This is a genomic window from Bradyrhizobium sp. U87765 SZCCT0048 (genome assembly GCF_018131225.1).
Lineage (GTDB): Bacteria > Pseudomonadota > Alphaproteobacteria > Rhizobiales > Xanthobacteraceae > Bradyrhizobium_A.
Genome location: NZ_JAFCMM010000008.1, coordinates 122,002 through 148,067 on the forward strand (window position 1 = coordinate 122,002; position 26,066 = coordinate 148,067).

The 26,066-nt window shown below is 65.6% G+C and carries 28 protein-coding genes; 2 read left to right on the top strand and 26 right to left on the bottom strand.

Annotated elements, in window-relative coordinates; all coding sequences use genetic code 11:
• The first annotated feature begins 28 nt into the window (after positions 1-28).
• The gene (gene nhaA / locus JQ639_RS34390) at positions 29-1,894 is read left to right on the top strand and encodes a Na+/H+ antiporter NhaA (RefSeq protein ID WP_030540723.1); all 1,866 of its coding nucleotides are present in this window, start codon (positions 29-31) and stop codon (positions 1,892-1,894) included.
• A 151-nt stretch (positions 1,895-2,045) separates the two neighbouring features.
• On the top strand, positions 2,046-4,697 hold the full coding sequence (locus JQ639_RS34395) for an excinuclease ABC subunit UvrA (RefSeq protein WP_030540724.1): 2,652 nt from the start codon (positions 2,046-2,048) through the stop codon (positions 4,695-4,697).
• Between the two features lie 101 nt (positions 4,698-4,798).
• Here the strand turns inward: JQ639_RS34395 and JQ639_RS34400 are convergent, their stop codons facing one another.
• From JQ639_RS34400 to JQ639_RS34525, 26 genes are all read right to left on the bottom strand, one after another.
• Positions 4,799-5,026 (bottom strand): DUF2274 domain-containing protein, encoded by a 228-nt coding sequence (locus tag JQ639_RS34400; RefSeq protein ID WP_030540725.1) that lies wholly within the window; start codon positions 5,024-5,026, stop codon positions 4,799-4,801.
• 3 nt (positions 5,027-5,029) lie between these two features.
• Positions 5,030-6,124: a TraB/TrbI/VirB10 family type IV secretion system protein gene (locus JQ639_RS34405; protein ID WP_037471339.1), complete on the bottom strand. Its 1,095-nt coding sequence runs from the start codon at positions 6,122-6,124 to the stop codon at positions 5,030-5,032.
• 32 nt (positions 6,125-6,156) lie between these two features.
• On the bottom strand, positions 6,157-7,152 hold the full coding sequence (gene trbG / locus JQ639_RS34410; protein ID WP_030540727.1) for a P-type conjugative transfer protein TrbG: 996 nt from the start codon (positions 7,150-7,152) through the stop codon (positions 6,157-6,159).
• Positions 7,149-7,838, bottom strand: a complete 690-nt coding sequence (gene trbF, locus JQ639_RS34415) for a conjugal transfer protein TrbF (RefSeq protein WP_030540728.1) — start codon at positions 7,836-7,838, stop codon at positions 7,149-7,151. The genes trbG and trbF overlap by 4 nt, the downstream gene beginning before the upstream one ends.
• Positions 7,835-9,208 (bottom strand): P-type conjugative transfer protein TrbL, encoded by a 1,374-nt coding sequence (gene trbL, locus JQ639_RS34420; protein WP_030540729.1) that lies wholly within the window; start codon positions 9,206-9,208, stop codon positions 7,835-7,837. The genes trbF and trbL overlap by 4 nt, the downstream gene beginning before the upstream one ends.
• Before the next feature lie 2 nt (positions 9,209-9,210).
• Positions 9,211-9,477, bottom strand: coding sequence for a putative entry exclusion protein TrbK-alt (gene trbK-alt / locus JQ639_RS34425; RefSeq protein WP_030540730.1), 267 nt, complete (start codon positions 9,475-9,477; stop codon positions 9,211-9,213).
• Between the two features lie 13 nt (positions 9,478-9,490).
• Positions 9,491-10,264 carry a P-type conjugative transfer protein TrbJ gene (trbJ, locus tag JQ639_RS34430; RefSeq protein ID WP_030540731.1) on the bottom strand — a complete coding sequence of 258 codons (774 nt, stop codon included), beginning with the start codon at positions 10,262-10,264 and terminating at the stop codon, positions 9,491-9,493.
• Complete coding sequence (gene trbE, locus JQ639_RS34435; protein WP_103025280.1) at positions 10,261-12,753, bottom strand: conjugal transfer protein TrbE; 2,493 nt, start codon at positions 12,751-12,753, stop codon at positions 10,261-10,263. Before trbE ends, trbJ begins: the two co-directional genes overlap by 4 nt.
• 12 nt (positions 12,754-12,765) lie before the next feature.
• Positions 12,766-13,047: a VirB3 family type IV secretion system protein gene (locus JQ639_RS34440; protein WP_030540733.1), complete on the bottom strand. Its 282-nt coding sequence runs from the start codon at positions 13,045-13,047 to the stop codon at positions 12,766-12,768.
• A complete protein-coding gene (locus JQ639_RS34445; RefSeq protein ID WP_030540734.1) occupies positions 13,047-13,379 on the bottom strand; it encodes a TrbC/VirB2 family type IV secretion system protein in 333 nt (110 codons plus the stop codon). Before JQ639_RS34445 ends, JQ639_RS34440 begins: the two co-directional genes overlap by 1 nt.
• Positions 13,376-14,359, bottom strand: coding sequence for a P-type conjugative transfer ATPase TrbB (gene trbB, locus JQ639_RS34450; protein WP_103025281.1), 984 nt, complete (start codon positions 14,357-14,359; stop codon positions 13,376-13,378). The genes JQ639_RS34445 and trbB overlap by 4 nt, the downstream gene beginning before the upstream one ends.
• 146 nt (positions 14,360-14,505) lie before the next feature.
• Positions 14,506-14,967 (bottom strand): ribbon-helix-helix domain-containing protein, encoded by a 462-nt coding sequence (locus JQ639_RS34455; protein ID WP_103025282.1) that lies wholly within the window; start codon positions 14,965-14,967, stop codon positions 14,506-14,508.
• 10 nt (positions 14,968-14,977) lie between these two features.
• Positions 14,978-16,963, bottom strand: coding sequence for a conjugal transfer protein TraG (locus JQ639_RS34460; RefSeq protein ID WP_030540737.1), 1,986 nt, complete (start codon positions 16,961-16,963; stop codon positions 14,978-14,980).
• Positions 16,964-17,194: 231 nt separating this feature from the next.
• The gene (locus tag JQ639_RS35755) at positions 17,195-19,267 is read right to left on the bottom strand and encodes a relaxase/mobilization nuclease domain-containing protein (protein ID WP_030540738.1); all 2,073 of its coding nucleotides are present in this window, start codon (positions 19,265-19,267) and stop codon (positions 17,195-17,197) included.
• A gap of 324 nt (positions 19,268-19,591) precedes the next feature.
• Complete coding sequence (locus JQ639_RS34470; RefSeq protein ID WP_183753294.1) at positions 19,592-20,512, bottom strand: lytic transglycosylase domain-containing protein; 921 nt, start codon at positions 20,510-20,512, stop codon at positions 19,592-19,594.
• 5 nt (positions 20,513-20,517) lie between these two features.
• Positions 20,518-20,853: a DUF736 domain-containing protein gene (locus JQ639_RS34475; RefSeq protein ID WP_030540740.1), complete on the bottom strand. Its 336-nt coding sequence runs from the start codon at positions 20,851-20,853 to the stop codon at positions 20,518-20,520.
• 35 nt (positions 20,854-20,888) lie between these two features.
• On the bottom strand, positions 20,889-21,434 hold the full coding sequence (locus tag JQ639_RS34480; RefSeq protein ID WP_030540741.1) for a S26 family signal peptidase: 546 nt from the start codon (positions 21,432-21,434) through the stop codon (positions 20,889-20,891).
• Positions 21,431-21,949, bottom strand: coding sequence for a DUF2840 domain-containing protein (locus tag JQ639_RS34485; RefSeq protein ID WP_030540742.1), 519 nt, complete (start codon positions 21,947-21,949; stop codon positions 21,431-21,433). The genes JQ639_RS34480 and JQ639_RS34485 overlap by 4 nt, the downstream gene beginning before the upstream one ends.
• Positions 21,946-22,200 carry a hypothetical protein gene (locus tag JQ639_RS34490; RefSeq protein WP_030540743.1) on the bottom strand — a complete coding sequence of 85 codons (255 nt, stop codon included), beginning with the start codon at positions 22,198-22,200 and terminating at the stop codon, positions 21,946-21,948. Before JQ639_RS34490 ends, JQ639_RS34485 begins: the two co-directional genes overlap by 4 nt.
• The gene (gene parA, locus JQ639_RS34495; protein ID WP_030540744.1) at positions 22,197-22,850 is read right to left on the bottom strand and encodes a ParA family partition ATPase; all 654 of its coding nucleotides are present in this window, start codon (positions 22,848-22,850) and stop codon (positions 22,197-22,199) included. The genes JQ639_RS34490 and parA overlap by 4 nt, the downstream gene beginning before the upstream one ends.
• Positions 22,847-24,007: a replication initiator protein A gene (locus tag JQ639_RS34500; protein ID WP_030540745.1), complete on the bottom strand. Its 1,161-nt coding sequence runs from the start codon at positions 24,005-24,007 to the stop codon at positions 22,847-22,849. The genes parA and JQ639_RS34500 overlap by 4 nt, the downstream gene beginning before the upstream one ends.
• Before the next feature lie 18 nt (positions 24,008-24,025).
• On the bottom strand, positions 24,026-24,298 hold the full coding sequence (locus tag JQ639_RS34505) for a helix-turn-helix transcriptional regulator (protein WP_030540746.1): 273 nt from the start codon (positions 24,296-24,298) through the stop codon (positions 24,026-24,028).
• Between the two features lie 140 nt (positions 24,299-24,438).
• Complete coding sequence (locus JQ639_RS35460; RefSeq protein WP_199797745.1) at positions 24,439-24,765, bottom strand: DUF2285 domain-containing protein; 327 nt, start codon at positions 24,763-24,765, stop codon at positions 24,439-24,441.
• A gap of 223 nt (positions 24,766-24,988) precedes the next feature.
• Positions 24,989-25,213 (bottom strand): transcriptional regulator domain-containing protein, encoded by a 225-nt coding sequence (locus tag JQ639_RS34515; RefSeq protein ID WP_183754805.1) that lies wholly within the window; start codon positions 25,211-25,213, stop codon positions 24,989-24,991.
• A 117-nt stretch (positions 25,214-25,330) separates the two neighbouring features.
• Entirely contained in the window at positions 25,331-25,597 is a 267-nt protein-coding gene (locus JQ639_RS34520) for a DNA -binding domain-containing protein (RefSeq protein ID WP_081856769.1), read from the bottom strand.
• Positions 25,598-25,699: 102 nt separating this feature from the next.
• Positions 25,700-25,957 (bottom strand): helix-turn-helix domain-containing protein, encoded by a 258-nt coding sequence (locus tag JQ639_RS34525; RefSeq protein ID WP_030540750.1) that lies wholly within the window; start codon positions 25,955-25,957, stop codon positions 25,700-25,702.
• Between the last annotated feature and the right edge of the window lie 109 nt (positions 25,958-26,066).

Consider the following 26,066-nt stretch of genomic DNA (forward strand, 5'->3'; position numbering starts at 1 on the left):
GCTACCGCACGAATTACAGGACAAGAACATGCCAGACTCTTCTTTCGGTGAATCCACGGCGAATATCAGACGGAGACGAGTTGCCCACTATCTGCGCACGGAGCCTGGTGCTGCGGTGTTGCTGGTGATCGTCACGGTCGTGGCGCTCGTGTGGGCAAACTCGCCGCTGTCCGACGCTTACTTTGCGTTGTGGCACCTGGATGTCGGGTTCAATTTCGGCCCGTTCGGCCTGCACATGGATCTGCATCACTGGGTCAACGACGGCCTGATGGTCGTCTTCTTCTTCCTGATCGGCCTGGAGGTGCGTCAGGAGTTTGCCCACGGATCTCTCCGGGACCGCAGCCGTGCCCGTCTCGCTCTGATCGCAGGGGTCGCGGGTGTCGTGCTTCCCGCACTGGTGTATGTCCTGATCGTGGGGCTGGCCGGAAGTGAGGGCCTGCATGGGTGGGGTGCGGTGGTCGGCACCGATACGGCGTTCATGCTGGGCACCCTGGCGATCGTCGGTCCGCGACTATCCGGTCAGCTGCGCGTGTTCTTGCTCACCCTGACCGTGGTCGACGACTTTCTCGCCGTGTCCATCATCGGCATCGTCTACAGCGAGGAGATCCGGATCGTCCCGCTGCTAATCGCCCTCGCCAGTCTCGTCGGGTTGTGGTTGCTAGGCCGCACCCGCCAGTGGCGGGCAACGCCGTATGTGCTGATCGTGATCGGGCTGTGGTTCGCAACCGTGTATTCCGGCATCCATGCCTCCCTTGCTGGGATGGCCGCGGGGCTCCTGATCCCTGCCTACGCGACACAGCGTCACAAGGTCGTCGCGGCAAGACAGCTGTTCCGAGATTTCTGGCAGTCTCCGAGTGCCGCATCGGCCCACGCGGTGGACCGCGGGCTGTCCCGAGGTATCTCGGTGAACGAGCGGCTGCACGAGTTCCTGCGGTTACCGACCGCGCTGCTGATCGTGCCGGTGTTCGCCCTGGCGAACGCCGGGGTGGACCTGCGTGGCGGGCTGCTCGCTGAGGCCTTCGGCTCGCCCGTGACCTGGGGCGTCATTGCGGGGCTCGTGCTCGGCAAAGTCCTGGGCATCGGACTCATCACACTCGCCGCGATCCGCCTCGGCCTGGGTCGGCTGCCCGAGGGCGTCGGGATGGGGAGCGTGTTCGGTGGAGCGGCACTGTCCGGGATCGGGTTCACCGTGTCGCTGCTCATCATCGGGCTCGCGTTCGGCACGACCTCCGACCTGGGCCGCCAGGCGACGGTCGGTGTGCTCGTGTCGATGGTGCTCGCCACGTTGCTCGGGTGGCTCATCTTCAAGGTTGCCGCCCGGAGATGGGGTGAGGAGACCGCCGATCTGCCGATGGTGCTCGAGCCGCCGGTGGATCCCGAGGTCGACCACATCCGTGGTCCGGAGGACGCCCAGCTCACGCTCGTGGAGTACGTGGACTTCGAGTGCCCGTACTGTGCGCACGCGACCGGTTCGTGGGAGGATATGCGCGAGCACTTCGGGGACGACCTCAGGTATGTGGTGCGCCAGCTGCCGCACCACCCGCACGGGCTGATCGCCGCGCGGGCGTCCGAGGCCGCGTCGAACCAGGGGATGTTCTGGCCGTGGCTGGACTTCGTGTTCACCCGCCAACATGCGCTGGAGCGCGAGGACTTGATCGGCTACGCCGCAGAGGTTGGCCTCGACGTCGACCGGTTTATCGCGGATCTCGACAGCGCCGCGGTGATCGAGCGCGTCGAGCGCGACCTCGCCAGTGCGGTCGCCAGCGGTGCGCACGCCACTCCAACGTTCTTCGTCGAGGGGCGTCGTCTGCTCGGCAGTTACGACGCCCGCACGCTCACTGCTGCGCTCGAAGCCAGCCGCCGCGGCACCCGGACGCAAGAAGCCCAGTCCTGAGCGGGGTCTCGAGCCGGGAGGCACCGGAGCGGGTCGGGCGAGCGAGGGGGGCTGGCGCTCGCTCGATCACGCGACGCCGCCAAGCGCGGACGCTTGACCGATCTTCCCCGAATCCGGCCCATCGCTAGCTCACGAACTACAGGATAAGAACATGCCAGACTCTCCTTTCGGTGAATCCTCTTGTACTGCCGCAGCGAGCGGTCTCGTGCAGGTGCGCGGTGCGCGCGAGAACAACCTCAAGGACGTGGACGTTTCCATCCCGCGCAACGCTCTGGTGGTATTCTCCGGTGTCTCGGGTTCCGGCAAATCCTCGCTCGCCTTCGGCACCATCTTCGCCGAGGCGCAGCGACGCTATTTCGAGTCGGTAGCCCCCTATGCACGGCGCTTGATCGACCAGGCTGGCGTGCCCGACGTCGATGCCATCGACGGATTGCCACCGGCGGTCGCCTTGCAGCAGCAGCGCGGCGCCAGCAACGCGCGTTCTTCCGTGGGGAGCGTCACCACGCTATCGAGCCTGGTGCGGATGATGTATTCGCGCGCCGGCGCCTATCCGGCCGGTCAGCCGATGCTCTACGCCGAGGATTTTTCCCCCAACACGCCGCAGGGGGCTTGCCCCACCTGTCATGGCCTGGGGCATGTCTATGAGGTGACCGAGGCCATCATGGTGCCCGATCCCTCCCTGACCATCCGGGAACGGGCGATAGCCTCCTGGCCGCCCGCTTGGCAGGGTCAAAACCTGCGCGATATCCTCGTCAGCATGGGTTACGACGTGGACAGGCCATGGAAGGATTTGCCCAAGGCGGACCGAGATTGGATTCTGTTCACTGAGGACACGCCCACCGTGCCGGTTTACGCGGGCTTCACGCCCGCCGAAACCCGAGCGGCGCTCAAGCGTAAGCTGGAGCCGAGCTATATGGGCACCTTCACCGGCGCCCGGCGCTATGTGCTGCACACCTTCGCTAACACCCAGAGCGCCCTGATGCGCAAGCGCGTATCGCGCTTCATGGAGGGCAAGCAGTGCCCCACTTGCGACGGCAAGCGACTGAAACCCGAAGCCTTGGCGATCACCTTCGCCGGAGTGGATATCGGCGCCTTCATGCAAATGCCGCTGGACCAGTTGGCGGCCCTGCTCGAACCCATCGTCCAGGGCGATTTCAGCGCCCATACGGCGGGGGAAGGTACGGACAGGGAGGCGACCCAGCGCGACCGGGCCGAACGGGCGGCCTCCGGTAAGGCCGTTCACGCAGTGTCGCCCGATGTGCGCCGCACCTCCGCACTCTCGGAAGAAAAGCGTCTCGCCGCGCAACGCATCGCCGGTGGCGTGATGGCCCGCCTGCATCAACTGCGGGGGCTGGGCCTCGGCTATCTGACGCTGGACCGGGCCACCCCGACACTTTCGGCGGGTGAACTGCAACGCCTGCGGCTGGCCACGCAGTTGAGTTCCCTGCTGTTCGGCGTCGTCTATGTTCTGGACGAGCCCTCGGCGGGGCTGCACCCGGCCGACAGCCAGGCCCTCTACGACGCTCTCGACAGGCTGCGCGACGCGGGCAATTCGGTGTTCGTGGTCGAGCACGATCTGGACCTGATGCGCCGCGCGCAATGGCTGGTGGATGTCGGACCCGATGCCGGAGAACACGGGGGCCACGTGCTCTTTAGCGGCGAGCCGGAGGGCCTGCGCCAGATCGCCGAATCCCGGACCGCGCGCTATCTGTTCGACGAGATCGCCGCGCCCGCGAGCCGAGGCCGCGAGCCCTCGGGCTGGCTGGAGTTGCAAGCCATCCATCGCCACAATCTGCGCGGCGTGGATGCGCGCATTCCGCTCGGCGTGCTGACGGCCGTTACCGGCATTTCTGGCTCGGGCAAATCCAGCCTCGTCGCGCAGGCTTTGCCGGAACTGATCTTGCTGCATCTGGGTCACGAACCCGAGGACGACGCGGCCGAAAGCGGCTCTGGCGAAGGCGCGACGGTCATCGAAGTCACCGGCGGTCATCTCGCCGGCGACGTGGATGCCGTGCAGCGTCTGGTGCAGGTGGACCAGAAACCGATCGGCCGCACCCCGCGCTCGAACCTGGCGACCTATACGGGCCTCTTCGACCATGTGCGCAAGCTGTTCGCCGCCACCCCCGATGCGCGGCGCCGCCGCTATGACGCCGGACGGTTCTCGTTCAATGTGGCCAAAGGGCGCTGCGAAACGTGCGAGGGCGAGGGCTTCGTCAGCGTGGAACTGCTGTTCATGCCGAGCGTCTATGCGCCGTGCCCGACCTGTCATGGCGCGCGCTATAACGATGCCACGCTGAAGGTGCGCTGGAACGGGCGCAACATCGCCGAGGTGCTGGCCATGACGGTGGACGAGGCCCACGGCTTCTTCGCGGGTGAGGACGCGGTGGCACGACCATTGCAATTACTGCGCGAGATCGGGCTGGGCTATCTGCGACTTGGCCAACCGGCCACCGAACTGTCCGGTGGCGAAGCACAGCGCATCAAGCTGGCGACCGAGCTTCAGCGCAGCCAGCGCGGGCGCAGTCTCTACGTGCTCGACGAGCCGACCACCGGCCTGCATGCCTCGGACGCCGACCGGCTGTTGGTACAATTGCAGCGGCTGGTCGATGCCGGAAATAGTGTGGTGATGATCGAGCACGACATGCGCGCTGTGGCGCAGGCCGATTGGGTAATCGATGTAGGACCAGGTGCTGGCGATGCTGGCGGCAAGATAGTCGTGGCCGGCTCCCCTCAACAGGTGGCCCGAACACCCGGTAGCCGGACGGCGCCGTTTCTTGTCGAAGAACTGGCGCGGGCCAAGTAGTCCGACATGCCAACGATAGCCGTCCGCCCGCTTCGTTGCTTTGGGTGCCGAGACGATGATCGCAAAACGCTACGTCGAGTGATGAACCTCGCGTTGACTTGTCACGATCTTCCTGGCTCCCGCTTCGCCTTAGCGAAGCCTCGATCCGTGGCGATGAAGCGTTCCAGCATAGGCACGATCAGCTTCATGGGATCGGCGACGGTCTGGCCGGTCTCGCGGGCCAGCACTTCGGCATAGGCGATCAGATCGCGGTGGAGCGGTGCCGGCAGCTCCACCGTCACCTTGACGGGCTTGTCGTCGGGCAGCGGCCCCAGCTTCAACTTCGCCATCGCTCAGCCTCCGTAGGATTCGAGCACAAGGTCGCGGGTCACGATGACCCTGACCGGGAAGCCTGGCCGGATGGTCAGCGTGGGTGTGACCTGCAATTGGCGCTGGATGATCTGTTGGCCGGCCTGGTTGATGGTGTCCTGCGCCCCGTCGCGGATGGCGCGGATCAGCCGGTCATCATCGCTGGTCGCCAACTCCGTGCCGACGCCAAGCAAGGTCGAGAGCCCTGCGGCCTTCATCAGATCCCACCAATGATAGTCGACGCCATCCTCAAGCCCGGCATAGCCGCTGGCATCCGCGCCGGGCTGGCGCTCCAGCACGATGGAGCGGCCATTGGGGAGGATCAGCCGATTCCAGACCAGCAGCACGCGGCGCTGACCGAAGGTCACGCCGGCGTCGTATTGGCCGATGATGCGCGTGCCCTGCGGGATCAGAAGGAGGCTGCCGGTCGGGCTGTCATAGACGTTTTCCGTGACCTGCGCGGTGATCTGACCGGGCAGATCGGAGCGGATGCCGGTAATCATCGCGGCGGGGATGACGGCTCCGGCCTGTAGGATGTAGGGCGACGCTGGAGCCATGATGCGGTCCAGGGCGACGGTCTGCCGATCCACCGGCCCGTTTAGGAAGGCGGTGTGCCGGTCCTGGGGGCCGGTCGCGCCGGACGGAAGGCCAAGGCCGGGCATGGCGATGCCGGTTGCCGTCCCCGTGCCGGGCGCGGTCTGGAAAAAGACGCGGCTGACGCGCGCGGCTTCTTCCTCGGCGAGACGGCGCTGTTCCTCGGGATCGACGGCGGGCGTCGCCATGACCGGCGGCGCAACCGGCTGTCCCCGGTTCTGCGCATCGAGGATCGGGCGGCCGAGGTCGCCGGGCAACGCCGGCCCCAGGACCGGGCCGGTATAGTCGCGCGGTAGGCCGGACAAGCCGTCCGCCGTGGGCCGGTTCTCGGTCGAATAGAGTTCTTCATTGCCCGGACCTGCATCGCGGGTCTGGAGCGCGTAGATCAGCGCGCCGCCGACGCCGAACAAGGCTACAGCGCCGACGCCAGCGAGCATCTTGCGTGACAGGCGGGTGACGCGCGGCGGTTCGGCGCGCAGCCGCATCGGCGAGGCGTCCGTGGTGTTGGTGGTGTCTGTCATGACGGGGAGTCTCCGGTCGCGCTGGCAGGCTGATCGGCGGCCGCCTGCGTCGGGTTGATACGGACGATCCTGACGACCTGCTGGCGGGTGCCGCCGCCAAGGCGCAGCTCGGCCGCACCGAATAGGCGGTCCACGATCAGGATGTTCTGGTGGATGCGGCTGTTGACGATCTGCGGTTCGCCATCGGAGCCGAGTACGAAGATCGGCGGCATCTCGCCCTGCACGATCCCGGCCGGGAAGACGACATAGACGCGCCGTCCATCGTCGAAGACGGAAACCGGCCGCCACGGCGGGCTGTCTCCGGTCAGGCCGTAGCGATAGTTCCGCGCGGCCTCGGCGGGAATGACGGGTGCGGCTGGAACGGTCTGGCGCTGGCCCGCTGGCGGTGCCGGATAGGCCCAGGCGACGGCAGGCATGTAGAGCGATTCCCGCGCGCGCAGCTCGATCATGTAGGTGCGCCGGTCGGTGGTGACGACAAGGTTGGTGGCAATGTCCGGGCGTGTCGGCTTCACGAGGATATGGACACGGCGGTTCGCGCCGGACCCGGATTCCGTGTCGCCGATGATCCACCTTGCGGTATCACCCGCCGCGATCGGCCCCGCGCCGGTCAGGCTCTCGCCCGGCTCCAGCGCAATGGTGGTGATCTGCCCGACTGCGGCATAGACCTGATAGAGCGCGCCCTCGCTCCACGGATAAATCTGGATCGCGTTGTAATAGCCTGCGCGGCGCGGCTCGACGCGAGCGGCGGCGTTGGCGTTCTCGACGCGGCCGGTCGGTGTTCCAGCAGCGGCGCCGCCGCGCGCGACGGTCCACGCGGGCGGCGTGTGCAGCGGCCGGGGCGTTTCGTCGGTCGCGGCCGCCTGCACCACTGGCAGCGGCGGCACGCTATCGTCATAGCTCCATTGCTGCGTCCGGTTGGTGGCGCAGCCTGCGAGCATGGTGGCCGAAAGCAGCACGGCCGCGATTGTGGGGGTGCGGGTGATCGTCCTCATTGGCTCATCTCCCGTGACCACGAAATTGCATTGACGTAGATTCCCAACGGGTTGGCGCGCAGGCGCTCGGCATCGCGCGGCGTCTGGATCACGATGGTCAGGATCGCCGTCCATCGCTCGGTGGTGGCGAGCTGGCCGTTTTCGTAGTGGCGTTCGGTCCAAGCCACGCGGAAGCTGTCGGGCGATGCCCGGATGACGCTCGAGACCTCGACGGCGACCTGCTGACGGCCGACCCGCGTGAACGGGTCGTTGGCCCGCGCATAGTCGTTCAAGGCAGCCGCGCCCCTGTCGGTGGTGAACTCGTATGCGCGAAGCCAATTCTGGCGAACGATGATGGCGTCGGCCGGGATCGCGCGGACCTGCTCGATGAAGCGGCCGAGATGGAAAGCGATCTGCGGATCGGTGGCGCGATAGTCAGCGTTTGCGGGCGCGACGGTCTGCGCCTGGCCGATATTGTCGACCTGTACCACCCAGGGCACGACGGTCCCGCGCGCGGACTGCCAGACAAGGGCGGAAGCGAAGCCGGCCGACAGGATCAGCGAGCCGAACGCCATATAGCGCCAGTTCTTCGCCTGAACACGGGCCGAGCCGATGCGCTCGTCCCATGCCTGCGCGGCTTTCTGATAGGGTGTCTCGGGTTCCGGCGACTTGCCGTAGTGGGTTGCTGGTCGTTTGAAGATGGTCATGAGCGGTCACTTTCGGAAAGGTTGATGGAGGAACCGGAGCCGTGGCTGTCGCCGGAGCGCACCGCATGGGCTGCCATGGTCGTGCCGTGGTTCATGGCCTGGGAGCGCTGCATCCGCTGCGCCCAGGCCGGAGCACTGCCTGCGACGGCGGACGGTGCGGCGGCGGGAGTAGCGCTCGCGCCGCCGACCGTGCCTGCGGTGGACGTGCCGCCGGTCACACCAAAGGCGGCGCGTGCGCCATCGGAAAAGCTGGATTTGACGCTTTCCGATGCTTTCGACGCGGCGCGCTTCAAGGGCGATACAGCGGCAGAACCTGCGGTCCGCGCGACACCGCCGAGGCCGGAGGCGACACTGGCCGCGCCGGTCTGGCCGAGCGAGCCGACGCTGTAGGCGGCCGTCGCCGCGCCTGCGGCGGAAGCACCTCCGCGAACGGCCGCGGCTCCACCGGACAGAGCGGCGGCGCCGCCTCTGGCGGCCAGCATCGCTCCACCTCCCGCCGCCGCGCCTCCTGCGAGCACCATGCCGCCGGCGGCAAGGCCGGTGCCTACGGCCGCACCCGCGCCGAGTTGCGGGCCGCCCGACACGATGCCGTTGGCGATGCCGGGGCCGAAGATGCCGAGGCCGAGCAGCGACAGCGCGGCGAGCACGATCGCCATGGCGTCGTCGATGGTCGGGGTTGCCCCGCCGAAACCGGCGGTGAATTGGCTGAACAAGGTCGAGCCGATGCCGATGATGACGGCGAGCACCAGAACCTTGATGCCGGACGACACCACGTTGCCCAAGACCTTCTCGGCCATGAAGGCGGTCTTGCCGAACAGCCCGAAGGGGATCAGCACGAAACCGGCGAGCGTGGTCAGTTTGAACTCGATCAGGGTGACGAAGAGCTGGATGGCGAGGATGAAGAAGGCCAGAACCACCAGCGCCCATGCGAACAGTAGGCATGCGATCTGGATGAAGTTCTCGAAGAAGCTAATCCAGCCCATCAGGTCGGAGATGGAATCGAGCAGCGGCCGGCCGGCGTCGAGGCCTGTCTGCGCGACGCGGCCCGGCCGCATGAGATCGGCAACGGAAAAGCTGGTGCCTGACGCCATGAGGCCAAGTCCGGCGAAGCTCTCGAAGACGATCTGCGCGAGGTTGTTCCAGTTGGAAATGATGTAGGCGAAGACGCCGACGAACAGCGTCTTTTTTACCAGCCGCGCGATGATGTCGTCATCCGCGCCCCATGCCCAGAATAGCGCGGCAAGCGTCACGTCGATGATGATGAGCGTGGTCGCCACAAACGCGACCTCGCCGCCGAGCAGGCCGAACCCGCTGTCGATGTAGGATGTGAATACGCCGAGGAAATTGTCGATGACGCCCGTATTGCCCATGGTCAGCGCGCCTCGCTGCGGTCACGGCCGAGGAAGCGGTCGCGGGATTCAGCCCATGCGGCGAGGCAGCCGGCATCGCTGGCGGCAGCCTCGCCGAGCTGCTGGCAGCGGCGCAGAGTTTCGCGCAGCGGATCGGCCGGCGGCTGGAAGGCCGGCGCGGGGCGAGGCGCGGAAGGTTGGTCCTTCCGCGCCATGTCGATTGCGGTCGCCGTGACGGCGATGGCGATGAACACAACGGCCCCGAGCCGCGCCAGCATCTTGCCGTCCATGGCGAGCCTCCCGTCAGTTGTTGCCGTTGTTGAACATCTGCGCGTTGCCCGGCTGGTAGCCGGTGCCGGGCGTCAGAAAACGGCGGCGCTGCTCGCGGCCCTGTTCGGCAGCCGTCGCGCGCTCGGCCTCGGTCAGCGCGTCGGCTCGGCCGTTCGCCGAGATGACTGCGATCAGGTCGGAGAGCTGCTGCGACTGGAGTGCGAGAAGCTGGTTGCCGGCCTGCGTCGCCTGCAATGCGCCGGTCGCACCCTGACTCTGGCCGACAAGCGCGGCCATCTCGGCGCGGTTGCTGTCGATATTGCCGACCGCCCCCGCCTGCACGCGCATCGCGTCCTGCAAGCCGCCGACCGTGTTCTCCCAGCGCGAACGCGCATCGGCGACAAGCTGGGCGTCGGTCGCCGAAAGCGAAACATTGCCGTATCGCTGCTGGAACGCTTGGTCGATCTGCCCGACCTCGAAGGCGATGTTCTGCGCCTGCCCGAGAAGCTGCTGCGTGCGCTGGACATTCTGCTGGAGCTGCTGGAGCGAGGAATGCGGCAGGCTCGCAAGATTGCGGGCCTGATTGATGAGCATCTGCGCCTCGTTCTGGAGCGAGGTGATCTGGTTGTTGATCTGCTCCAGAGTGCGGGCGGCCGTGAGGACGTTTTGCGCGTAGTTGGATGGGTCATAGACGATCCGGCCGAAAAGCTGAGCATGGGCCGGACTTGCCAGCATGGGCGAAAACGCGACAGGCACGGCGAGCGCCAGCGCGAGAGCCGAGGCTCCGACGATCTTGGGATAGGTCATGGAAGAATCTCCTGTGTGGGGTGGGTATCGAGCCGAGCCGGCGCGGCGGATTCCGGCCGGTCGGCAAGATTGGTGAGGTTGGGGATCAGGTCGGCCGCCCAATCGACGCCGCGCTCGCGCAGCCATGCGGCGAGGAAGCCGTCGCGGCCGGCCTCAGTGACGATCTGCGCAATGAGCGTCTGGTCGGATTTGGCGGATGCGGCGCAGAGCGCGAGGCCGACTTCGGACAGGCCAAGCTCGAACAGGCGATTGCCGCGCCGCGACTGGCAGTAGTAGTCCCGCTTGGGCGTCGCCCGCGCGAGGATTTCGATCTGGCGGTCATTGAGGCCGAAGCGGCGATAGATGGCCGTGATCTGCGGCTCGATGGCGCGCTCGTTCGGCAGCAAGAGCCGGGTCGGGCAGCTCTCGATGATGGCGGGCGCGATGGTGCTGCCGTCGATATCGGACAGGCTTTGCGTGGCGAAGATGACGCTGGCGTTCTTCTTGCGCAGCGTTTTCAGCCATTCGCGGAGCTGGCCGGCGAAACCCTCGTCGTCCAGCGCAAGCCAGCCCTCGTCGATGATGAGCAGCGTGGGCCGCCCGTCCAATCTGTCGCCGATGCGATGGAACAGATAGGCGAGCACGGCGGGGGCCGCGCCGGTCCCGACAAGGCCCTCGATCTCGAACGCCTGCACGTCCGCCGAGCCGAGATGTTCGGCTTCGGCGTCGAGCAGCCGGCCATAGGCACCGCCGACGCAGAACGGCCGGAGCGCCTGTTTCAGATCGTTGGATTGCAGCAGGACCGCAAGGCCGGTGATGGTGCGTTCCTCGACCGGCGCGGACGCAAGCGAAGTCAACGCGGTCCAAAGATGCTCCTTCACCTCGGGCGTGATCGCAACACCCTCGCGCATGAGGATGGCGGCGATCCAGTCCGCCGCCCAGGCGCGTTCATAGGTGTCGTGGATGCGGGCGAGCGGCTGGAGCGAAACCGAGGCGTCAGACCCTTCGGTCAATCCGCCGCCGAGGTCGTGCCAGTCGCCGCCCATGGTGAGCGCGGCGGCGCGGATCGAGCCGCCGAAATCGAAGGCGAAGACCTGCGAGCCCTCGTAACGGCGGAACTGCAAGGCCATGAGCGCGAGCAGCACGGACTTGCCCGCGCCCGTGGGTCCGACGACGAGGGTGTGCCCCACGTCGCCGACATGGAGGGAAAACCGGAACGGGGTTGAGCCTTCGGTCTGGCCATAGAGCAAGGGTGGTGCCCCGAAATGCTCGTCCCGTTCCGGTCCCGCCCACACCGCCGAAAGCGGGATCATGTGGGCGAGATTCAATGTGCTGATGGGCGGCTGTCGCACATTCGCGTAGGCATGTCCGGGCAGAGAGCCGAGCCAGGCATCGACCGCGTTGACTGTCTCGGCCATGACGGTGAAGTCGCGGCCCTGAACGATCTTCTCGACCAGGCGTAGCTTTTCGTCAGCAATGCGGGAGTCGGCATCCCAAACGGTGACGGTCGCCGTGACGTAGGCCATGCCCGCCACGTCCGCGCCAAGTTCCTGCAAGGCCATGTCGGCGTCGAGCGCCTTGTTGGCGGCGTCGGTGTCCACGAGCGCGGACGCCTCGTTCGTCATCACCTCTTTCAGGATGGCGGCGATCGACTTGCGCTTGGCGAACCACTGGCGGCGGATCTTCGTCAGCAGCCGCGTCGCGTCGGTCTTGTCGAGCAGAATGGCACGGGTGCTCCAGCGATACGGGAACGGCAGCCGGTTCATGTCGTCGAGCAGGCCGGGCGTCGTCGCGGTCGGGAATCCCACGATGGTCAGGACGCGCAGATGCGCGTCGCCAAGGCGCGGCTCCAGCCCGCCAGTCAATGGCTGGTCGGCCAGCAGCGCGTCGAGGTGCATCGGCACCTCGGGCACGCGCACCCGATGCCGGTTGGTCGACACGGTGGAATGAAGGTAGGTCAGCGTCCCGGTGTCATCGAGCCAGCGGCATTCCGGCATGAAGCCGTCGAGCAGCGCCAGCACGCGGTCGGTGCGATCCGCGAAGCCGCGCAGGGCTTCCCACGGATCGACGCCGGATTGCTCCCGGCCCTCGTAGAGCCAGGTTTCGGCGCGGGCAGCTTCCTCGGCCGGTGGCAGATAGAGGAAGGTCAGGAAGTAGCCGGAGACGAAATGCGTCCCGGCTTCCTCAAATGCAGCTTTCCGTTCGGCGTCCAGCAACGCAGATGCGGCGTCGGGAAAGGTGCTGTTGGGATAGGTCGCGGCCTCGCTGCGCTGCGCCTCGACGAAGATGCTCCAGCCGGAACCGAGACGGCGCACGGCGTTGTTGATGCGGCCGGCAACCGCGACCAGCTCGGCCGCGACGGCGGAATCCAGATCGGGACCGCGAAACTTCGCCGTCCTCTGAAAGCTGCCATCCTTGTTGAGCACGATGCCCTGGCCGACCAGCGCGGCCCAGGGCAGATAGTCGGCGAGACGGGCTGCGGTGCGGCGGTATTCTGCAAGGTTCATCATGGCGGCGCCCCCTCAGACCGACAGATGACCGGGGATGCGGATATGCCGCCGCCCGACCTCGACGAAGAGCGGATCGCGCTTCGCCGCCCAGACGGCGGCGAAATGGCCGATGGCCCAGATGGCGAGGCCTACCAGCCATAGGCGCAGGCCGAGGCCCACGGCCCCGGCCAGCGTCCCGTTCAGAATCGCGATGGCGCGCGGAGCGCCGCCGAGCAGGATATGCTCGGTCAGCGCCCTGTGGACCGGGACCAAAAATCCCGGCACCGCGTCGAGTTGTTCAAGGCCGCCCGCCATCAGATGAGCGCCCCGCCGCCGAACGAGAAGAACGACAGGAAGAAGCTCGACGCGGCGAACGCAATCGACAGGCCGAACACGATCTGGATCAGCTTGCGGAAGCCACCGCCTGTATCGCCGAAGGCCAGCGTCAGGCCGGTCACGATGATGATGATGACGGCGACGATCTTGGCGACAGGCCCCTCGATGGACTGAAGGATGCTTTGGAGTGGTGCTTCCCACGGCATCGACGAACCGGAAGCATGGGCGGCCGGGGCGAGCATGATGCTGATGGCGAGAGTAGAGGCTGCGGTTGCCATGCGGCGATAGCCGCGCGAGATGGTGCGGATCATGAAGGTTCTCCTGTGCTGATCGGGGTTGCGGGGTTGATGCGGTAGTCGCCGTCCGGGCCGAGACCTTCGACGCGGGCGAGTTCGGCCAGCCGACGCGCGGAACCGCGCCCGGAAAGGACGGCAACAAGGTCGATGGTCTCGGCGATCAGGGCTCGCGGGACGGTGACGACGGCTTCCTGGATGAGTTGTTCGAGCCGGCGAAGCGCCCCGATGCCGGTCCCGGCATGGATGGTGCCGATACCGCCCGGATGGCCGGTGCCCCACGCTTTAAGAAGGTCGAGGGCTTCCGATCCGCGCACCTCGCCGATGGGGATGCGATCCGGGCGCAGGCGCAGCGAGGAACGGACGAGATCGGAAAGCGTCGCCACGCCGTCTTTCGTCCGCATGGCGACAAGGTTGGGCGCGGCGCATTGCAGCTCGCGCGTGTCCTCGATGATGACGACGCGATCCGAAGTCTTCGCCACCTCGGCGAGCAACGCGTTGGTCAGCGTGGTTTTGCCGGTGGACGTGCCGCCCGCGACCAAGATATTGGCGCGAGAGGCGACCGCCGAGCGCAGCATCGCCGCGTGATTGGCGGTCATGATGTCGGCGGCCACATAGTCGTCGAGCGTGAACACCGCGACGGCGGGCTTGCGAATGGCGAAGGTCGGGGCGGCAACAACGGGTGGCAACAGGCCCTCGAACCGCTCGCCCGACTCCGGCAGCTCGGCGGATACGCGGGGGCTTCGGGCGTGAACCTCCACGCCAACATGGTGCGCGACCAGCCGCACGATGCGTTCGCCATCGGCGGCGGACAGGCGCTCGCCCGTATCGGCAAGCCCCTCGGACAGACGGTCGATCCACAACCGCCCGTCCGGGTTCAACATCACCTCGACCACGGCCGGATCTTCCAGAAACCGCGCAATGGAAGGCCCGAGCGCGGTCCGCAGCATGCGCGCACCGCGTTGGATCGCTTCCGGTCTGTGATGGTTGGCGGTCATGTCGGCCCCGTTTCTTGGCGGGGACGTGACAGGCGATCCCCGGATCGGGGTCGATTAAGAGAGGCCGAAATTGGGCCTGTTCAACAAGTATTTACGTCCGTGCTGGCATCGGCGGCTATCGGCGGTAAATAGGATGGATTGAAAACCTAGGCCGCGTCGCCATCCGTGCCGGTCTGATCTTGCGGCGGACTGTCGTGAAGCGAATCCATGTCGCGCGATAGCTCTTTCAGGAACCTGTCTCCGGTCGCCAGCCTGCGGCCGAGGTTCTGCATGAAACCTTCGAAACGCTCATTCCCCTTGATCCGTGCGGACTGCTTGGCGCTGTCTGGCAACGGCGGGGTCATCGTCAGCCAGAAGTGGACGAACAAGGAAAGGGTCTCGCCAAGCACGGCGAGATCTTCGTCCAGCGTGCCGATCTGTCGGCCGATCTTGTCCAGGCGGCGCGACATCGCCGCTTCCAGCCGATCCGACGTGTCGCCCGACAGGAAGGATGCGACTGCCGCCTCGATGATGGCGGACTTCGACACCCCCCGGCGCAGCGACAGCGCCTCGACCTGTTTGAGCAGTTCCGGGTCGAAATAGACATTCATGCGGGTGCGGGCTGTCATTGGCTCCCCCTCAAAGCTCGATCCCGTCATCGGGATTCATCGACGCCTGCCGGGCGATCATCCGCATCCGCGAGCGAAGAGCGCGCGCCTTGGCGGCATCCACGTCTGGCTCGTCGTCCAGAATGTCGAACTCCTGGGCGGGCGGTGTCGACGGCGGGACGATTTCCTCATGCTCGGGCAATTCCGGTTCGCGGCGGATGCCGGCATTGTCGGGGTCGCCCTCCGCGCCGCTGGCAACACTCGTCACTGGCCTTTCCGCCGCTACGATGACGCGGCTCGTCCAGTCGTCGGTGGCCGGCTTCGTTGCCGGAGCGGATGGCAGCTCTGGCGGCGGCAGGATGCGCTCCTGAAATCGCCCGTCCTCAAAATAGCGGGCTTTCTTCGCCCGGATCGGCGGAGTGCCGGCGACCATGACGATTTCATCGGCGGGCGGAAGCTGCATGATCTCACCGGGAGTCAGCAGCGGCCGCGCGGTTTCCTGCCGCGATACCATCAAGTGCCCAAGCCAGGGCGCGAGCCTATGACCGGCATAGTTGGTGGAATCGCGCATCTCGGTCGCCGTGCCGAGCGAGTCCGACACACGCTTGGCGGTGCGCTCGTCATTGGTGGCAAAGGCGACGCGGACGTGGCAGTTGTCGAGAATGCTGTTGTTTGGCCCATAGGCGCGCTCGATCTGGTTGAGCGATTGGGCGATCAGGAAGGATTTGAGGCCGTAGCCAGCCATGAAGGCGAGCGCGGATTCAAAGAAGTCGAGCCGGCCCAATGCTGGAAACTCGTCCAGCATCATGAGCAAGCGATGCCGCTTGCCGGATAGGGTCAGTTCCTCGGTCAGCCTGCGGCCAATCTGGTTGAGGATGAGCCGGATCAGCGGTTTCGTCCGGTTGATGTCGGACGGCGGGACGACAAGGTAGAGTGTGACCGGCCGATGGCTGCCAACGAGATCGGCAATGCGCCAGTCGCAACGATCCGTGACGCGTGCCACGACCGGATCGCGGTAGAGGCCGAGAAACGACATGGCGGTGGACAACACGCCCGAACGCTCGTTTTCGCTCTTGTTCAGCAACTCGCGCGCCGACGAGGCGATGACGGGATGCACGCCGACATCGCCAAGGTGCGGCGTGTCCATCATCGCGCGCAAGGTTGCCTCGACCGGGCGACGGGGATCGGACAGGAAGTTGGCGACGCCAGACAGGGTTTTGTCCTTCTCGGCATAGAGAACATGCAGGATCGCGCCGACCAGCAGGCTGTGGCTGGTCTTTTCCCAGTGATTCCGCTTGTCGAGACTGCCTTCGGGATCGACTAATATGTCCGCGATGTTCTGCACGTCGCGGACTTCCCATTCGCCCTGGCGCACCTCGAGCAACGGATTGTAGGCTGATGACTTCGCGTTGGTCGGATCGAACAGTAGGACGCGACCATGCTTCGCGCGGAAGCCGGCCGTAAGGGTCCAGTTCTCCCCCTTGATGTCGTGGACAATGCAGCTTCCCGGCCAGGTCAACAGCGTCGGCACCACCAGCCCGACGCCTTTGCCCGATCTCGTGGGGGCGAAGCATAGGACGTGCTCCGGCCCGTTATGGCGTAAATAGTCGCGATCGTATCGACCGAGCAGGACGCCATCGGGGCCGAGCAGCCCGGCGCTGCGGATTTCGCGATCTTCGGCCCATCGTGCCGAGCCATAGGTCGCAATGTTGCGGGCTTCACGCGCCCGGATGATCGACATGAGGATGGCGGCGGCGATGGCGATGAAGCCGCCGGACGTGGCGATGATCGCACCCTCGACGAAAATGGTGGGCGCATAGGCGTCGAACGAAAACCACCACCAGAAGAAGGCCGGTGGATAATAGACCGGCCAGCCCGCCAGTTCGAACCACGGATTGCCAAGCTGGGGCTGGAAGCCGAGGCGGAAGGCGACCCATTGCGTCGCCACCCAGGTCATCACCATGACAATGGCGAAGACGACGGCAATCTGCCCCCAGAGTATTCGACCTCCGCGCATACAGGCTCCAATCGGTAAGAGAGGTGGAGCCGATCAGAAAATGGCCAAATTCGCAGGGATCAACAATAAAGGTGCAGCCGTAGGGCGACAGGATACTGTCGGCGGTAAATCGGACGGTCGCGCCGGCACTATTCCGGCACTCTCTTGGAATCAGTGATCACGACTCGATCTGAACGTAAAAGCGATCTGCCTCTGGAATTACATTGAAGGGCGTCATGAGCGCGGAATTCCTCATAGCCCCATTCCTCGCTGCCGCCCCAGCTGCCACGATACCGATCCGCCCTGCACCATGCCTGCGACCTCGCGGCCGAGCTGCCGGTCGATAACAGGCCGCCATGGGACAAGGGTGAACTCGTGGCTCTGTTCGACCACGGCGAACTTGCCACTCGATAGATGCACCGCTCCGGTGAACTTGCCGCTGATCTTCTCGCCATCCGCCGCCGCCCGGAACGGAAGCGCCTTGCTCTCGGCCAGCTCCGTGCCGACGCGGGCAACTTCGCGCTCGCGCAGAGTGGCGAGAAGGCTGCGCCGGTAGAAAATGCGGCCGTCCCGTGCTCGGGTAGCGTCGCCCTGTTCGATATGATGTTCGCGGCGCTTGTCCATCGCCTCGCGCACCTGCTGACCGAAACCGGCCGGAGCGAGATCCGATGCGTCAGGCGTCACCAGCCTCCGGTCGAGCCAGGTCGCGCCATCAGAACCGATCTGGCTTTCCAGATTGAAGGTCGAGATGACGCGGATACTGGCCTGCCGGTTGCGGCCGGCGTCGTAGGTGGCGGCACGACTCTCGAAATCCTCGGGGATGCGCCATCGATCGGCGTCGATCCGCTCGACGATCCCGGCGCGGCGAAGCGCCTCCAGTCGCCGGACATGAGCATCGACGAACCCGTCATAGTCGCCACCCGGAACGCGGCCGTCGAATTTGGCCTGTTCCAGATGGCGGCTCGGCCGATAGGTGCCGTCCTCGGCGATGGCCGCTATCGCGCGGTCGGACGGACGGCTTGCGGTGTCGGCCTGGCCGATCTCGATAACGCTGCCGATCCGGGCATCCTCGACGCGGGCCGGGTCGATGCCCGGAACATGATGTGTCCGGCCGTCGATGCCGTCCACCACGACGGTCAGGTTCTCGCCCATCTCGTCGGTGAGATATTTGTCCACGACCCGGCCGACGATGGGCGTTTCGGGCGCGGCATCATGAAGCTGGAAGGTCATCGGATCGCGCTCCAGGCCATCGGCCTTCAGCGCCTTGTGCATGTTGCGGATGATGTCGCCGCGCTCGCCCATCTCGCGCAAGGTCGGCTCCATCCGGTCGCTCAACTCCCAGACGCCCGGCGCGTGTTCGGTCGCCAGCCCCATCTTCTCCAGCTTGGCAAGACGGCGCAGGCGCAGCGTGCGATTGAACTGGCGGCGCGGATCGTCGGGCTCATGGCGCAGATCGAGGAATTTTTCGTCGGCTTCTTCGGTCATCGCCCGGTCGATGCGGGTGAAGCGGTCCTGATCGACCTCGGCCGACAGTTTTCGGGTCTGCTCGATCTCGGTGACGGGACCAAGCTCCAGCGTGGTCAGCTCGCTCGCCCGCTCGCGGAGTCCGTTGGCGAGATAGTCGCCGTTGATGACGAGGTTCTCGCCGAGATCGTCCTTCCCCCGGACGATGACATGCACATGGGGATGACCGGTATTGTAATGGTTGACCGCGACCCAATCGAGTTTCGTGCCGAGGTCGCCTTCGATCTGCTTCATCAGATCGCGGGTGTGCTCGGTGAGGTCCGAGAGATCGACAGCATCCTCGGGCGAGACGATGAACCGAAACTGGTGGCGATCGTCCTTGCCGCGCTCGACGAAGGCATCGCCGTCGGCGCGATCTTCGGTGGCGGAATAGAGCTGGCCGCGTTCGCCATCGCGCGAGGTTCCGTCACGCTGAATGTAGCGAAGATGGGCGGCGGCCTTGCCGTTCTTGCCGGCCTGCTGGACGTAGCGCGTCTTGACGACGACGCGGCGCATTCCCGGCGCGCTGTGGCGCCAGCCGCCCGACAGGGTTCGAGCATTCACGAAGGCCGCACCGCGTCCGCGCTTGACGCCCGGCCCCTTGCTGGCCCGCGAAACCTTCCCGCTCTTTCCGGCCGAACCCGAAGTGGTGCGTGACGGGGATCGCGATGCCGATGGAGACGATCTGCCAGGGATGTTGCTATGCTGGCGCGCGAGCTTCTTGGCCTGGGTGAGAAAGCTCTTGGCCTTGCCGAGCTTCGGCGCATCCGCTCGGATGCGGCCGGGCTTCGGACGGAAGCGGTTTTCATCATCGGCGCTCATGAGTGCGCCTCTGGCCAAAAAAATGCCGAACCCGCCGGAAATCGGCTAAAATGCGGCTGTAGTGCCGGTCAAAACCCCGCAAGGCCAAGGCTTTGCGCGAATCTCCGGCACCACGGGGCGAAAACCATGGTGCCAGTCCCGGCTCCCCCAACCAGTGTGCAGACAACAACAAATTCAGAAATCGGGCCAACGTAGTGCCGGTTTCCTTTATCTTGCCCTCCGCCTTTACTGCCCTTTCCGCCCTTCCTGCCGGGAATCCAGCCAGGCGAAACCCTGCATGACTGGACACCGGAACGTATCGCGCCGAGCGCGGGAACACGCCTGTCATGGCGCTCCCCCGTCGTCGGCGCGGGCCACAAAAATGCTGCCGGTCGGCTCCGTATCGGCGGCATTGCGCACCGGAACGGGCGCGCGGATGTCACCGGATTGCACTTCGGATGACGGCGCGGCGGTAGTTCGCATGTCGGTCGAGCGCGTGACGAACAGCGGAGCCGCGCGCCAGTCGGGCGGCGGTGGCGGTTCTGGCGCGGGTATTTCGCCCCCGGCCGAACTGCCCAGAACTGGCGCAAGCGCAGCGACATAGGCGCGCGTCTCGGCGGGCAAGGCACGGCCTGTCGTGCGATGTTCGTCGTAACGGCCAGGACCGGCATTGTAGGCCGCGAGCATCGCGGCGACGTTGCCGTAGCGGTCCCACATTTCGCGCAGATAAGCCGCACCCGCCATGATGTTGTCGCGTGGGTCGTAAGGATCGCGGCCGAGGCCATGGCGGACGCGCAGGCCCGCCCAAGTGTCGGGCATGACCTGCATCAATCCCATCGCTCCGGCCGACGAGATTGCGCGCACGTCGCCCGCGCTCTCGGCGCGGAGCACTGCGCGAATCCAGTGTTCGGGAATACCGAAACGTTGCGAGGCTTCGGTAATGAAGCCGGCATAGGGATCGGAGGGATTCGCGCGCGCGACGGGTGCGGCTTGCGCCGATACGGCAACCGGACTGACTCCGACCGCGAGCACGCCAGCCAGCAGCAGACCGGCATATCGCACGATCTTCCTGTCTCTGTTCGACCTCCAGCCTGCCAGCGTGCTCGCTGCGGTCAAGGGCAAGGCGCGAGCGCCGGCGAGAGGCCGCCCCTGACCTTCGCTGTGCGCGCCGGCCGTCCGGTGGCCGAGCGGGACGACAGGATGAGACGGCCTTGCCGCGAACAACGGGATGAGGGTTTTGAACGCGAGGATGACGCAATAGCGCATGGCTTTCAGTCCCGCCCGCCACGCGGCTTCGGGCGGTTCCAGTGCAGTGACCACGCCGTCTTGTCGTTGCTGTTCTGGAAGAGGTTGGCGCGGATCGGCTGCGGCAAGGCGGGATCGTCGATCACCAGCGAAATGTAATCGCCGGCTTTTTCGCCGACCTCCTTCCAGCCCGCTCCGACCTCGGGGCCATCTTCGGCCCCATGAAGGACGCGATAGGCGGGCGCGTTGTCCGCATCCGATGGTTCGGCGGGAACAATGGTCAGTTCACGGTAAAGGGTGAGCGTATGAACACGGCCGACGAAGGTTTCATTTTCGGCGGTGAATTGACCGATCTGTGGCATGACAAGTCTCCAATGGTTGCAGGTTTCAGGGAGGATTAATGCGTCGGCACGCGCCATTCGTAGCGGCCGTCGCCTTCCTCATCGGTCCAGAGCGGCAGCGCCCGGCCGATGACGGAATCTGCGGGGATGGGTCCGAAGTAACGGCCGTCCAGGCTGTCGCGGATCTCCCAATTCATGAGGAAGATTTCGCCGTCGCCGATGACGCGGCAGCCCTGCCAGACCGGCAGATCGCGGCCGATCCGGTCGCGGTCCAGCGCTTCGCCCATTTCCACGCCATCGACGGTGACGGTGCGGCCAGTGCGGCAAACCCGCTGTCCGGGCAAACCGAGGACGCGCTTCAGGAGCGGCACGCCGCGCCCGACATAACCGCGCTCGACCATGAAGGCGGCGAGCGGTTCGGGCGGCATGATTGCGACCAGCTCGGGCACTTCGATCCGCTCGGCGGGTTCGACGGTGTAGAAGCCGATGGGCGCGCTGGCCGTGGCGTTCCAGATCAGTTTCGTAGGCGTCGGGATGAACGCGGCGATGGCGACGCCCATCGCCGCAAAATACGTCACCATGACGTAGCCGAACCGTGTCATGGTTCGATCCTCCGGCGATGGAGCCAGGCGGCGTGTCGTTCCGGCGTGTAGTCGCGCGGCTCCAGACCGGCGGTCAGGCGGTTGTGGACATGCCGCCAGTGATCGGGCGCGGCGTCGGCCGGATCGAGGCCGAGCGCTTCCACCGCGTCGATGGCGGCCAGCGCGCGCTGCACCTTCGCCCAGCTATCGAGGCGCAACAGGATGTCGCCGCCGGGGCGGACGAAAGGCAGCGTCTGGAACGGCTCGCCGCGGCCGATGGCGCGCACGATGTCGATGCGGGAAATCACCGTGCCATGCTCGCCCGCCGCCCAGCGGACGAAGGCGAAGACGCTTTCCGGCGCGAAGCCGACGAGGCTGCGGCGACGGTCGATGATCTGTTCGTAGCTCTTGCGGCCGAACCGTATCCAGCGCTCGACCTTGCGCTTGTCGAAGGTCAGTTCGACCAATGTGGTGAAAGGCGCAGGCCCGTCCGGCAGCGGACGGCCGTGCAAGCGGCGGGCCGCGTTGCCGGTCATATCGGATCTCCTTCGGTGGATGGAAATTCGCGCGCGAGCAGGTCGCGCAGCATGTCGGCGACGGTGATGCCGCGCCGGAAAGCCGCGACCTTGATGCGCCCGCGCATCTCGGGCGTGATGTCGATCGTCAGGCGAGCGGTGAACGCCTCGCCTGTGGTTTTGCCGGTCTGCGGCGTGTCCGAAGCCTTGATCCAGCTCTCGGGATCGCTCGGCCGGGATGCGAAGCGAGGCTTGCCGGGAGCGCGGGTCATGGCGCGCTCCGCCCGATGCCGAGATGGTCGATCTCCGTGGCAAGCGCGGCGATCTCGCGCGTGGCCCGGCTGTCGGCGTCGATCTCGCTGGTAAGCCGGCCGGACTGCGCGGCGTCGGCGAAGACGACGCGCTGGCCGATGGTGGCGGCAAGCAAGGGCGGATCGTGGTCGGCCAGCGTCTCGGCCGTCTCTCGGGCGATGACGGTGCGCGCGCCGCAACGGTTGAGCACGAAACGGGCGACCAGCTCAGGCCTGTAGATGCGCGCTTCCTTGAGAAGCGCCAGCATTTCGGCCGAGGCCCAACCATCGAAGGGGGATGGCTGCACCGGGATCAACACCAGGTCGGCGGCAAGCAGCGCCGAGCGCATCAGAGCTGCGACGCGCGGCGGCCCGTCGATGACAACGTGATCGGCGTCGCGGGCCAGCTCCGGCGCTTCCCGGTGCAAGGTGTCGCGGGCCAGGCCGATAGTGCTGAACAGCCTTGGCAGCCCCTCATGGCTGCGTGTCTGCGACCAGTCGAGCGCGGAGCCTTGTGGATCAGCGTCGATCAGCGTGACGCGCTTTCCCCTTGCGGCCCATTCTCCCGCGAGGTGCAGCGCCAGCGTGGTTTTGCCGACGCCGCCTTTCTGGTTGAGGAGAGCGACGATCATGGCTTCCCTCCCGGTTCATCATCGAAGGGGAGGTGAACGGCGGCTGGGGAGCCGGAAGTATCTATCGAGACTGGCCGGGAAGATGTTCTGCGGCGATTGCACGACGCGCGATTATGGGCGCTGCCTGAAGATGTGCGCGTGGTTCTATCCACATCGCGCGCGCGCTCTTCAATGTTAGATTCTTGGTTAGATTCTAAGTTAAGGGCACGATTTCTTTTTTCTTTTTCATCGGTTACGGCCTGTTTGAGTTCCCGATGGCACGTGCGCGCGGTTCCCGATGGCACAAGGGTCGGGGTTCCTGATGGCACGACGCCATCCACAGCTTTTCCACAGGGTTTCCACGGCTCGAACGCGAGCAGGGTGCGGCCACTGACCTCGATCTCAAGGCAAAGCCAATATCCCGGAAGCGGCTGACGACGGATGATGTCGCGCAACTCGAAAGCAAAGCGCTTGAAGGGCGAGAGGCTTCCCGACTTCAGGTAGAGGTGACGCAGATCGAACCGCCAGCCTCGCCGCTGCTTGCCACCATGCTTTCGTACCAGACGATAGAGCCAGCGCTCCAGGCCGCCCGTCAGGTTGAAATAGGTCCGATCGATGGTGAGAACGAGCGCGTCGTCGAGGACTGCGCTGTAGAACCAGTCCGGCACGATCAGTTCAATGCCTGCCGACCTGCCGCGATGGTCGGTGCGTTCGCGCCATTCGTTGATCCAGGAGAAGCGATGGCGGCGGCCTTCCGCGGACTGCCGGATCGAGGTCGACACCGTTGTCGACTGGAGCCGATCAAGCCCGGCCTTCAGACGCTGATAGTCGCGCGCGCCGACACCACGCCGGATGAAGGTCAGTATTTCGTAGGGCGTGGCGGCCATCAGACGCGATGTTGGCAATCCTGCGTCGCGGGCCTCGACGATCTGGCTGGCCGCCCAGATCAGGATGTCGGCGTCCCAGATGGTGGCCATGCCATGGTCGGGTACGGCTTCGACACGGATCGCGACGCCGCCGGCGACAAAATCGATCGGGGCTGTCCGGTGAGATTTCGAGAGCGAGAAGAAGGGATAGGCCATGAGATCCTGTGCATCGCGAGGCGAGAAATCGCCCGGAAGCGCCCTGAACAGATCGAGCTGCCCACGTTCTGATGTTGAGCTTTTGCGCATCGGCATGAGGGAGCCGCCTCGCGGCTATCGCGCACGACGGGCAACGGGTGCGGTTGCCTGCCGCTTTGCCGGCTGCACCGCGCCACGCGGATCGGATGTGGACCTGACCGAGCCGCTATCGGCCCAGGCCGTCAGGTCATCGACGGCATAGACGACGCGCCCGCCGAGTTTCCGGTAGGCGGGGCCGGTGCCATAGGTGCGGTGCTTTTCCAGTGTGCGGGACGACAGGCTCAGGAATTCGGCGGCTTCCTTGGTGCGCAGGTAGCGTGGCGGAAGGGCGGCGAGATCGGGTCGCATGGATGGGGCCTCCGTGGGTGCGTTGAGGCCGCTGGCGAGCAACGGCTGACGCAGGCCACGATGGCGAAGGCGGGACGGCGAGTTGCAGTGGGAAGTAAGGGGGGCCTAAAACTCCACACCGGCTGCGAGGCTGGCGCGAATTATGATCGGCGACGATGCCGAAGAAGGCCGCGATAGCCACCGGCAATCATGGCCTCGGCCCCTTCCAGGAGGCTCATCACGGCATGCCGCTCCGAAGCCGCTTGCCATTCATCGCGGGTGAGTTTGCCGGTGTGGAAGATTACTTCGGCGATTTCCTTATGGGTGGCGCCGGTCTGCCGCCCATCGAAAGCCTGCAACATGCGCCGCGCACGCGCACGTTGCTGACCCGTCAACCGCGTGTCTGGCGGGACGGATCGGTGGTGAAGCGAAGCAAGCAGACGGACAATCGCCTTGACGCGATCGAATCCTTCTAGTCCGAGCGGCACGATGGCGACGAGCCCTATATCGACCGGGGCGTCATTCGGCAGAACGAGATGGAGATGATCGCCGCCGCCGAGCGGATGCAGGATGTGATGCGCTTCAGGCCCGACTCTCTCGTGCGCGTCGGACAGAGCAGTTGCCGCGATTGTGCCATGTGGCAGGATCGGGGGCGCCGGCGCGAGTATGACAGCGCCTGCGTCGTCTTCGGGAAGCCAGAAAACCGGAGTTTCAGTAGCGTTGAGGCTCGGTGGGGCGGCGAAATCGCAGCCCCCAGCGGAGGCTCGCTCGTTTAATCAAAGCCGGGGTGTGAGTTGCGGCATTTTGCAGAGCATCGAAGTCGCGCTGATAGTCCTGGTTGCGCCTCAACCACTCCCAGCCGACATCGGATGCGTTCAGATGGTCGGTGTAGTCATAATTCGACGGTGTTCGCCACCGGGATGTGTCGGGAGACATCCTGCCCTCCAGCCTTTTCGCGGTTCTGGTGTGTCGAGGCGAAGACGATTGCCGGCTCGGGCAAAAGGTGGAAGCCGCATTGCTTGCAATGGGTATTGCGGCCAGCGCATCACCAGATCAGTGGCTTTGTCCTTCACGAACAAGCTGGCGATAGCCATGGGTGGTCATCCAGCGGGCGCGGGCCAGGTGCCGGTCATGGACATGACGGGCACGTTCGGGGTCGCACTCGGGATCAAGGCCGAAGAGGACACTTACGGCTTCACGCCAGTCAGCACCGTCAGCTGCTGCATCCAACAGACGCATGTAGAGCTTCATATGCGCTCGATCGTAGTCGGTGAGCGCAAAGCTTTCCGGCGGCTCATCCAGAAAGTTGGAATCGGTCACGATGCCCCCTTTGGGATATCTCTATCCGCATAGAAGGAATTTATTAACCACGATGCGACCGAAATCCCAAGCCTGTTTTCAGGCGAGACCGGGACGTGAGCGCTAGAGTGGCGGTGGGGACCGTCGGTGTTTCTCATCGACCAGCAGCACTCCGATACCCTGGTCGGGGTTCAGGAAGATGATGCCGCTGCTCTCGAACGCCCTGCGAACCTGATCGCGCGTCGTCTCATACACGTCGAGTCTGCTTTCAGACTCGAGGCGTTTGAGCGCGGTCAGCGATATTCGGGCCTTGTCAGCGAGCGTCTCCTGAGTCCAACCAAGCAGCGCGCGTGCGGCCCGCGATTGTCGGGCGGTGATCATGCATGATCACCTCCCATTCGGACCAGCTCTCGCGCCAGAACTACGACTTCTCTATTCGGATCAGGCCGCTAACACGGTCCAATCCCATATCCAATCGTCATTTACATAC

Bases quoted from the DNA above. Each gene is read 5' to 3' on its own strand.
- JQ639_RS34455 (WP_103025282.1), bottom strand. From the start codon at position 14,967: ATGACAGCCCGCACCCGCATGAATGTCTATTTCGACCCGGAACTGCTC.
- trbF (WP_030540728.1), bottom strand. From the start codon at position 7,838: ATGACCATCTTCAAACGACCAGCAACCCACTACGGCAAGTCGCCGGAA.
- trbG (WP_030540727.1), bottom strand. From the start codon at position 7,152: ATGAGGACGATCACCCGCACCCCCACAATCGCGGCCGTGCTGCTTTCG.
- JQ639_RS34500 (WP_030540745.1), bottom strand. From the start codon at position 24,007: ATGCCGATGCGCAAAAGCTCAACATCAGAACGTGGGCAGCTCGATCTG.
- JQ639_RS34485 (WP_030540742.1), bottom strand. From the start codon at position 21,949: ATGACCGGCAACGCGGCCCGCCGCTTGCACGGCCGTCCGCTGCCGGAC.
- trbK-alt (WP_030540730.1), bottom strand. From the start codon at position 9,477: ATGGACGGCAAGATGCTGGCGCGGCTCGGGGCCGTTGTGTTCATCGCC.
- trbB (WP_103025281.1), bottom strand. From the start codon at position 14,359: ATGACCGCCAACCATCACAGACCGGAAGCGATCCAACGCGGTGCGCGC.
- trbJ (WP_030540731.1), bottom strand. From the start codon at position 10,264: ATGACCTATCCCAAGATCGTCGGAGCCTCGGCTCTCGCGCTGGCGCTC.
- JQ639_RS34395 (WP_030540724.1), top strand. From the start codon at position 2,046: ATGCCAGACTCTCCTTTCGGTGAATCCTCTTGTACTGCCGCAGCGAGC.
- parA (WP_030540744.1), bottom strand. From the start codon at position 22,850: ATGATCGTCGCTCTCCTCAACCAGAAAGGCGGCGTCGGCAAAACCACG.
- JQ639_RS35755 (WP_030540738.1), bottom strand. From the start codon at position 19,267: ATGAGCGCCGATGATGAAAACCGCTTCCGTCCGAAGCCCGGCCGCATC.
- JQ639_RS34470 (WP_183753294.1), bottom strand. From the start codon at position 20,512: ATGCGCTATTGCGTCATCCTCGCGTTCAAAACCCTCATCCCGTTGTTC.
- JQ639_RS34490 (WP_030540743.1), bottom strand. From the start codon at position 22,200: ATGACCCGCGCTCCCGGCAAGCCTCGCTTCGCATCCCGGCCGAGCGAT.
- JQ639_RS34505 (WP_030540746.1), bottom strand. From the start codon at position 24,298: ATGCGACCCGATCTCGCCGCCCTTCCGCCACGCTACCTGCGCACCAAG.
- JQ639_RS34400 (WP_030540725.1), bottom strand. From the start codon at position 5,026: ATGGCGAAGTTGAAGCTGGGGCCGCTGCCCGACGACAAGCCCGTCAAG.
- JQ639_RS34475 (WP_030540740.1), bottom strand. From the start codon at position 20,853: ATGCCACAGATCGGTCAATTCACCGCCGAAAATGAAACCTTCGTCGGC.
- JQ639_RS34445 (WP_030540734.1), bottom strand. From the start codon at position 13,379: ATGATCCGCACCATCTCGCGCGGCTATCGCCGCATGGCAACCGCAGCC.
- JQ639_RS34405 (WP_037471339.1), bottom strand. From the start codon at position 6,124: ATGCGGCTGCGCGCCGAACCGCCGCGCGTCACCCGCCTGTCACGCAAG.
- trbL (WP_030540729.1), bottom strand. From the start codon at position 9,208: ATGGGCAATACGGGCGTCATCGACAATTTCCTCGGCGTATTCACATCC.
- JQ639_RS34525 (WP_030540750.1), bottom strand. From the start codon at position 25,957: ATGATCACCGCCCGACAATCGCGGGCCGCACGCGCGCTGCTTGGTTGG.
- nhaA (WP_030540723.1), top strand. From the start codon at position 29: ATGCCAGACTCTTCTTTCGGTGAATCCACGGCGAATATCAGACGGAGA.
- JQ639_RS34460 (WP_030540737.1), bottom strand. From the start codon at position 16,963: ATGCGCGGAGGTCGAATACTCTGGGGGCAGATTGCCGTCGTCTTCGCC.
- JQ639_RS34515 (WP_183754805.1), bottom strand. From the start codon at position 25,213: ATGTCTCCCGACACATCCCGGTGGCGAACACCGTCGAATTATGACTAC.
- JQ639_RS34480 (WP_030540741.1), bottom strand. From the start codon at position 21,434: ATGACACGGTTCGGCTACGTCATGGTGACGTATTTTGCGGCGATGGGC.
- JQ639_RS34440 (WP_030540733.1), bottom strand. From the start codon at position 13,047: ATGGCGGGCGGCCTTGAACAACTCGACGCGGTGCCGGGATTTTTGGTC.
- trbE (WP_103025280.1), bottom strand. From the start codon at position 12,753: ATGATGAACCTTGCAGAATACCGCCGCACCGCAGCCCGTCTCGCCGAC.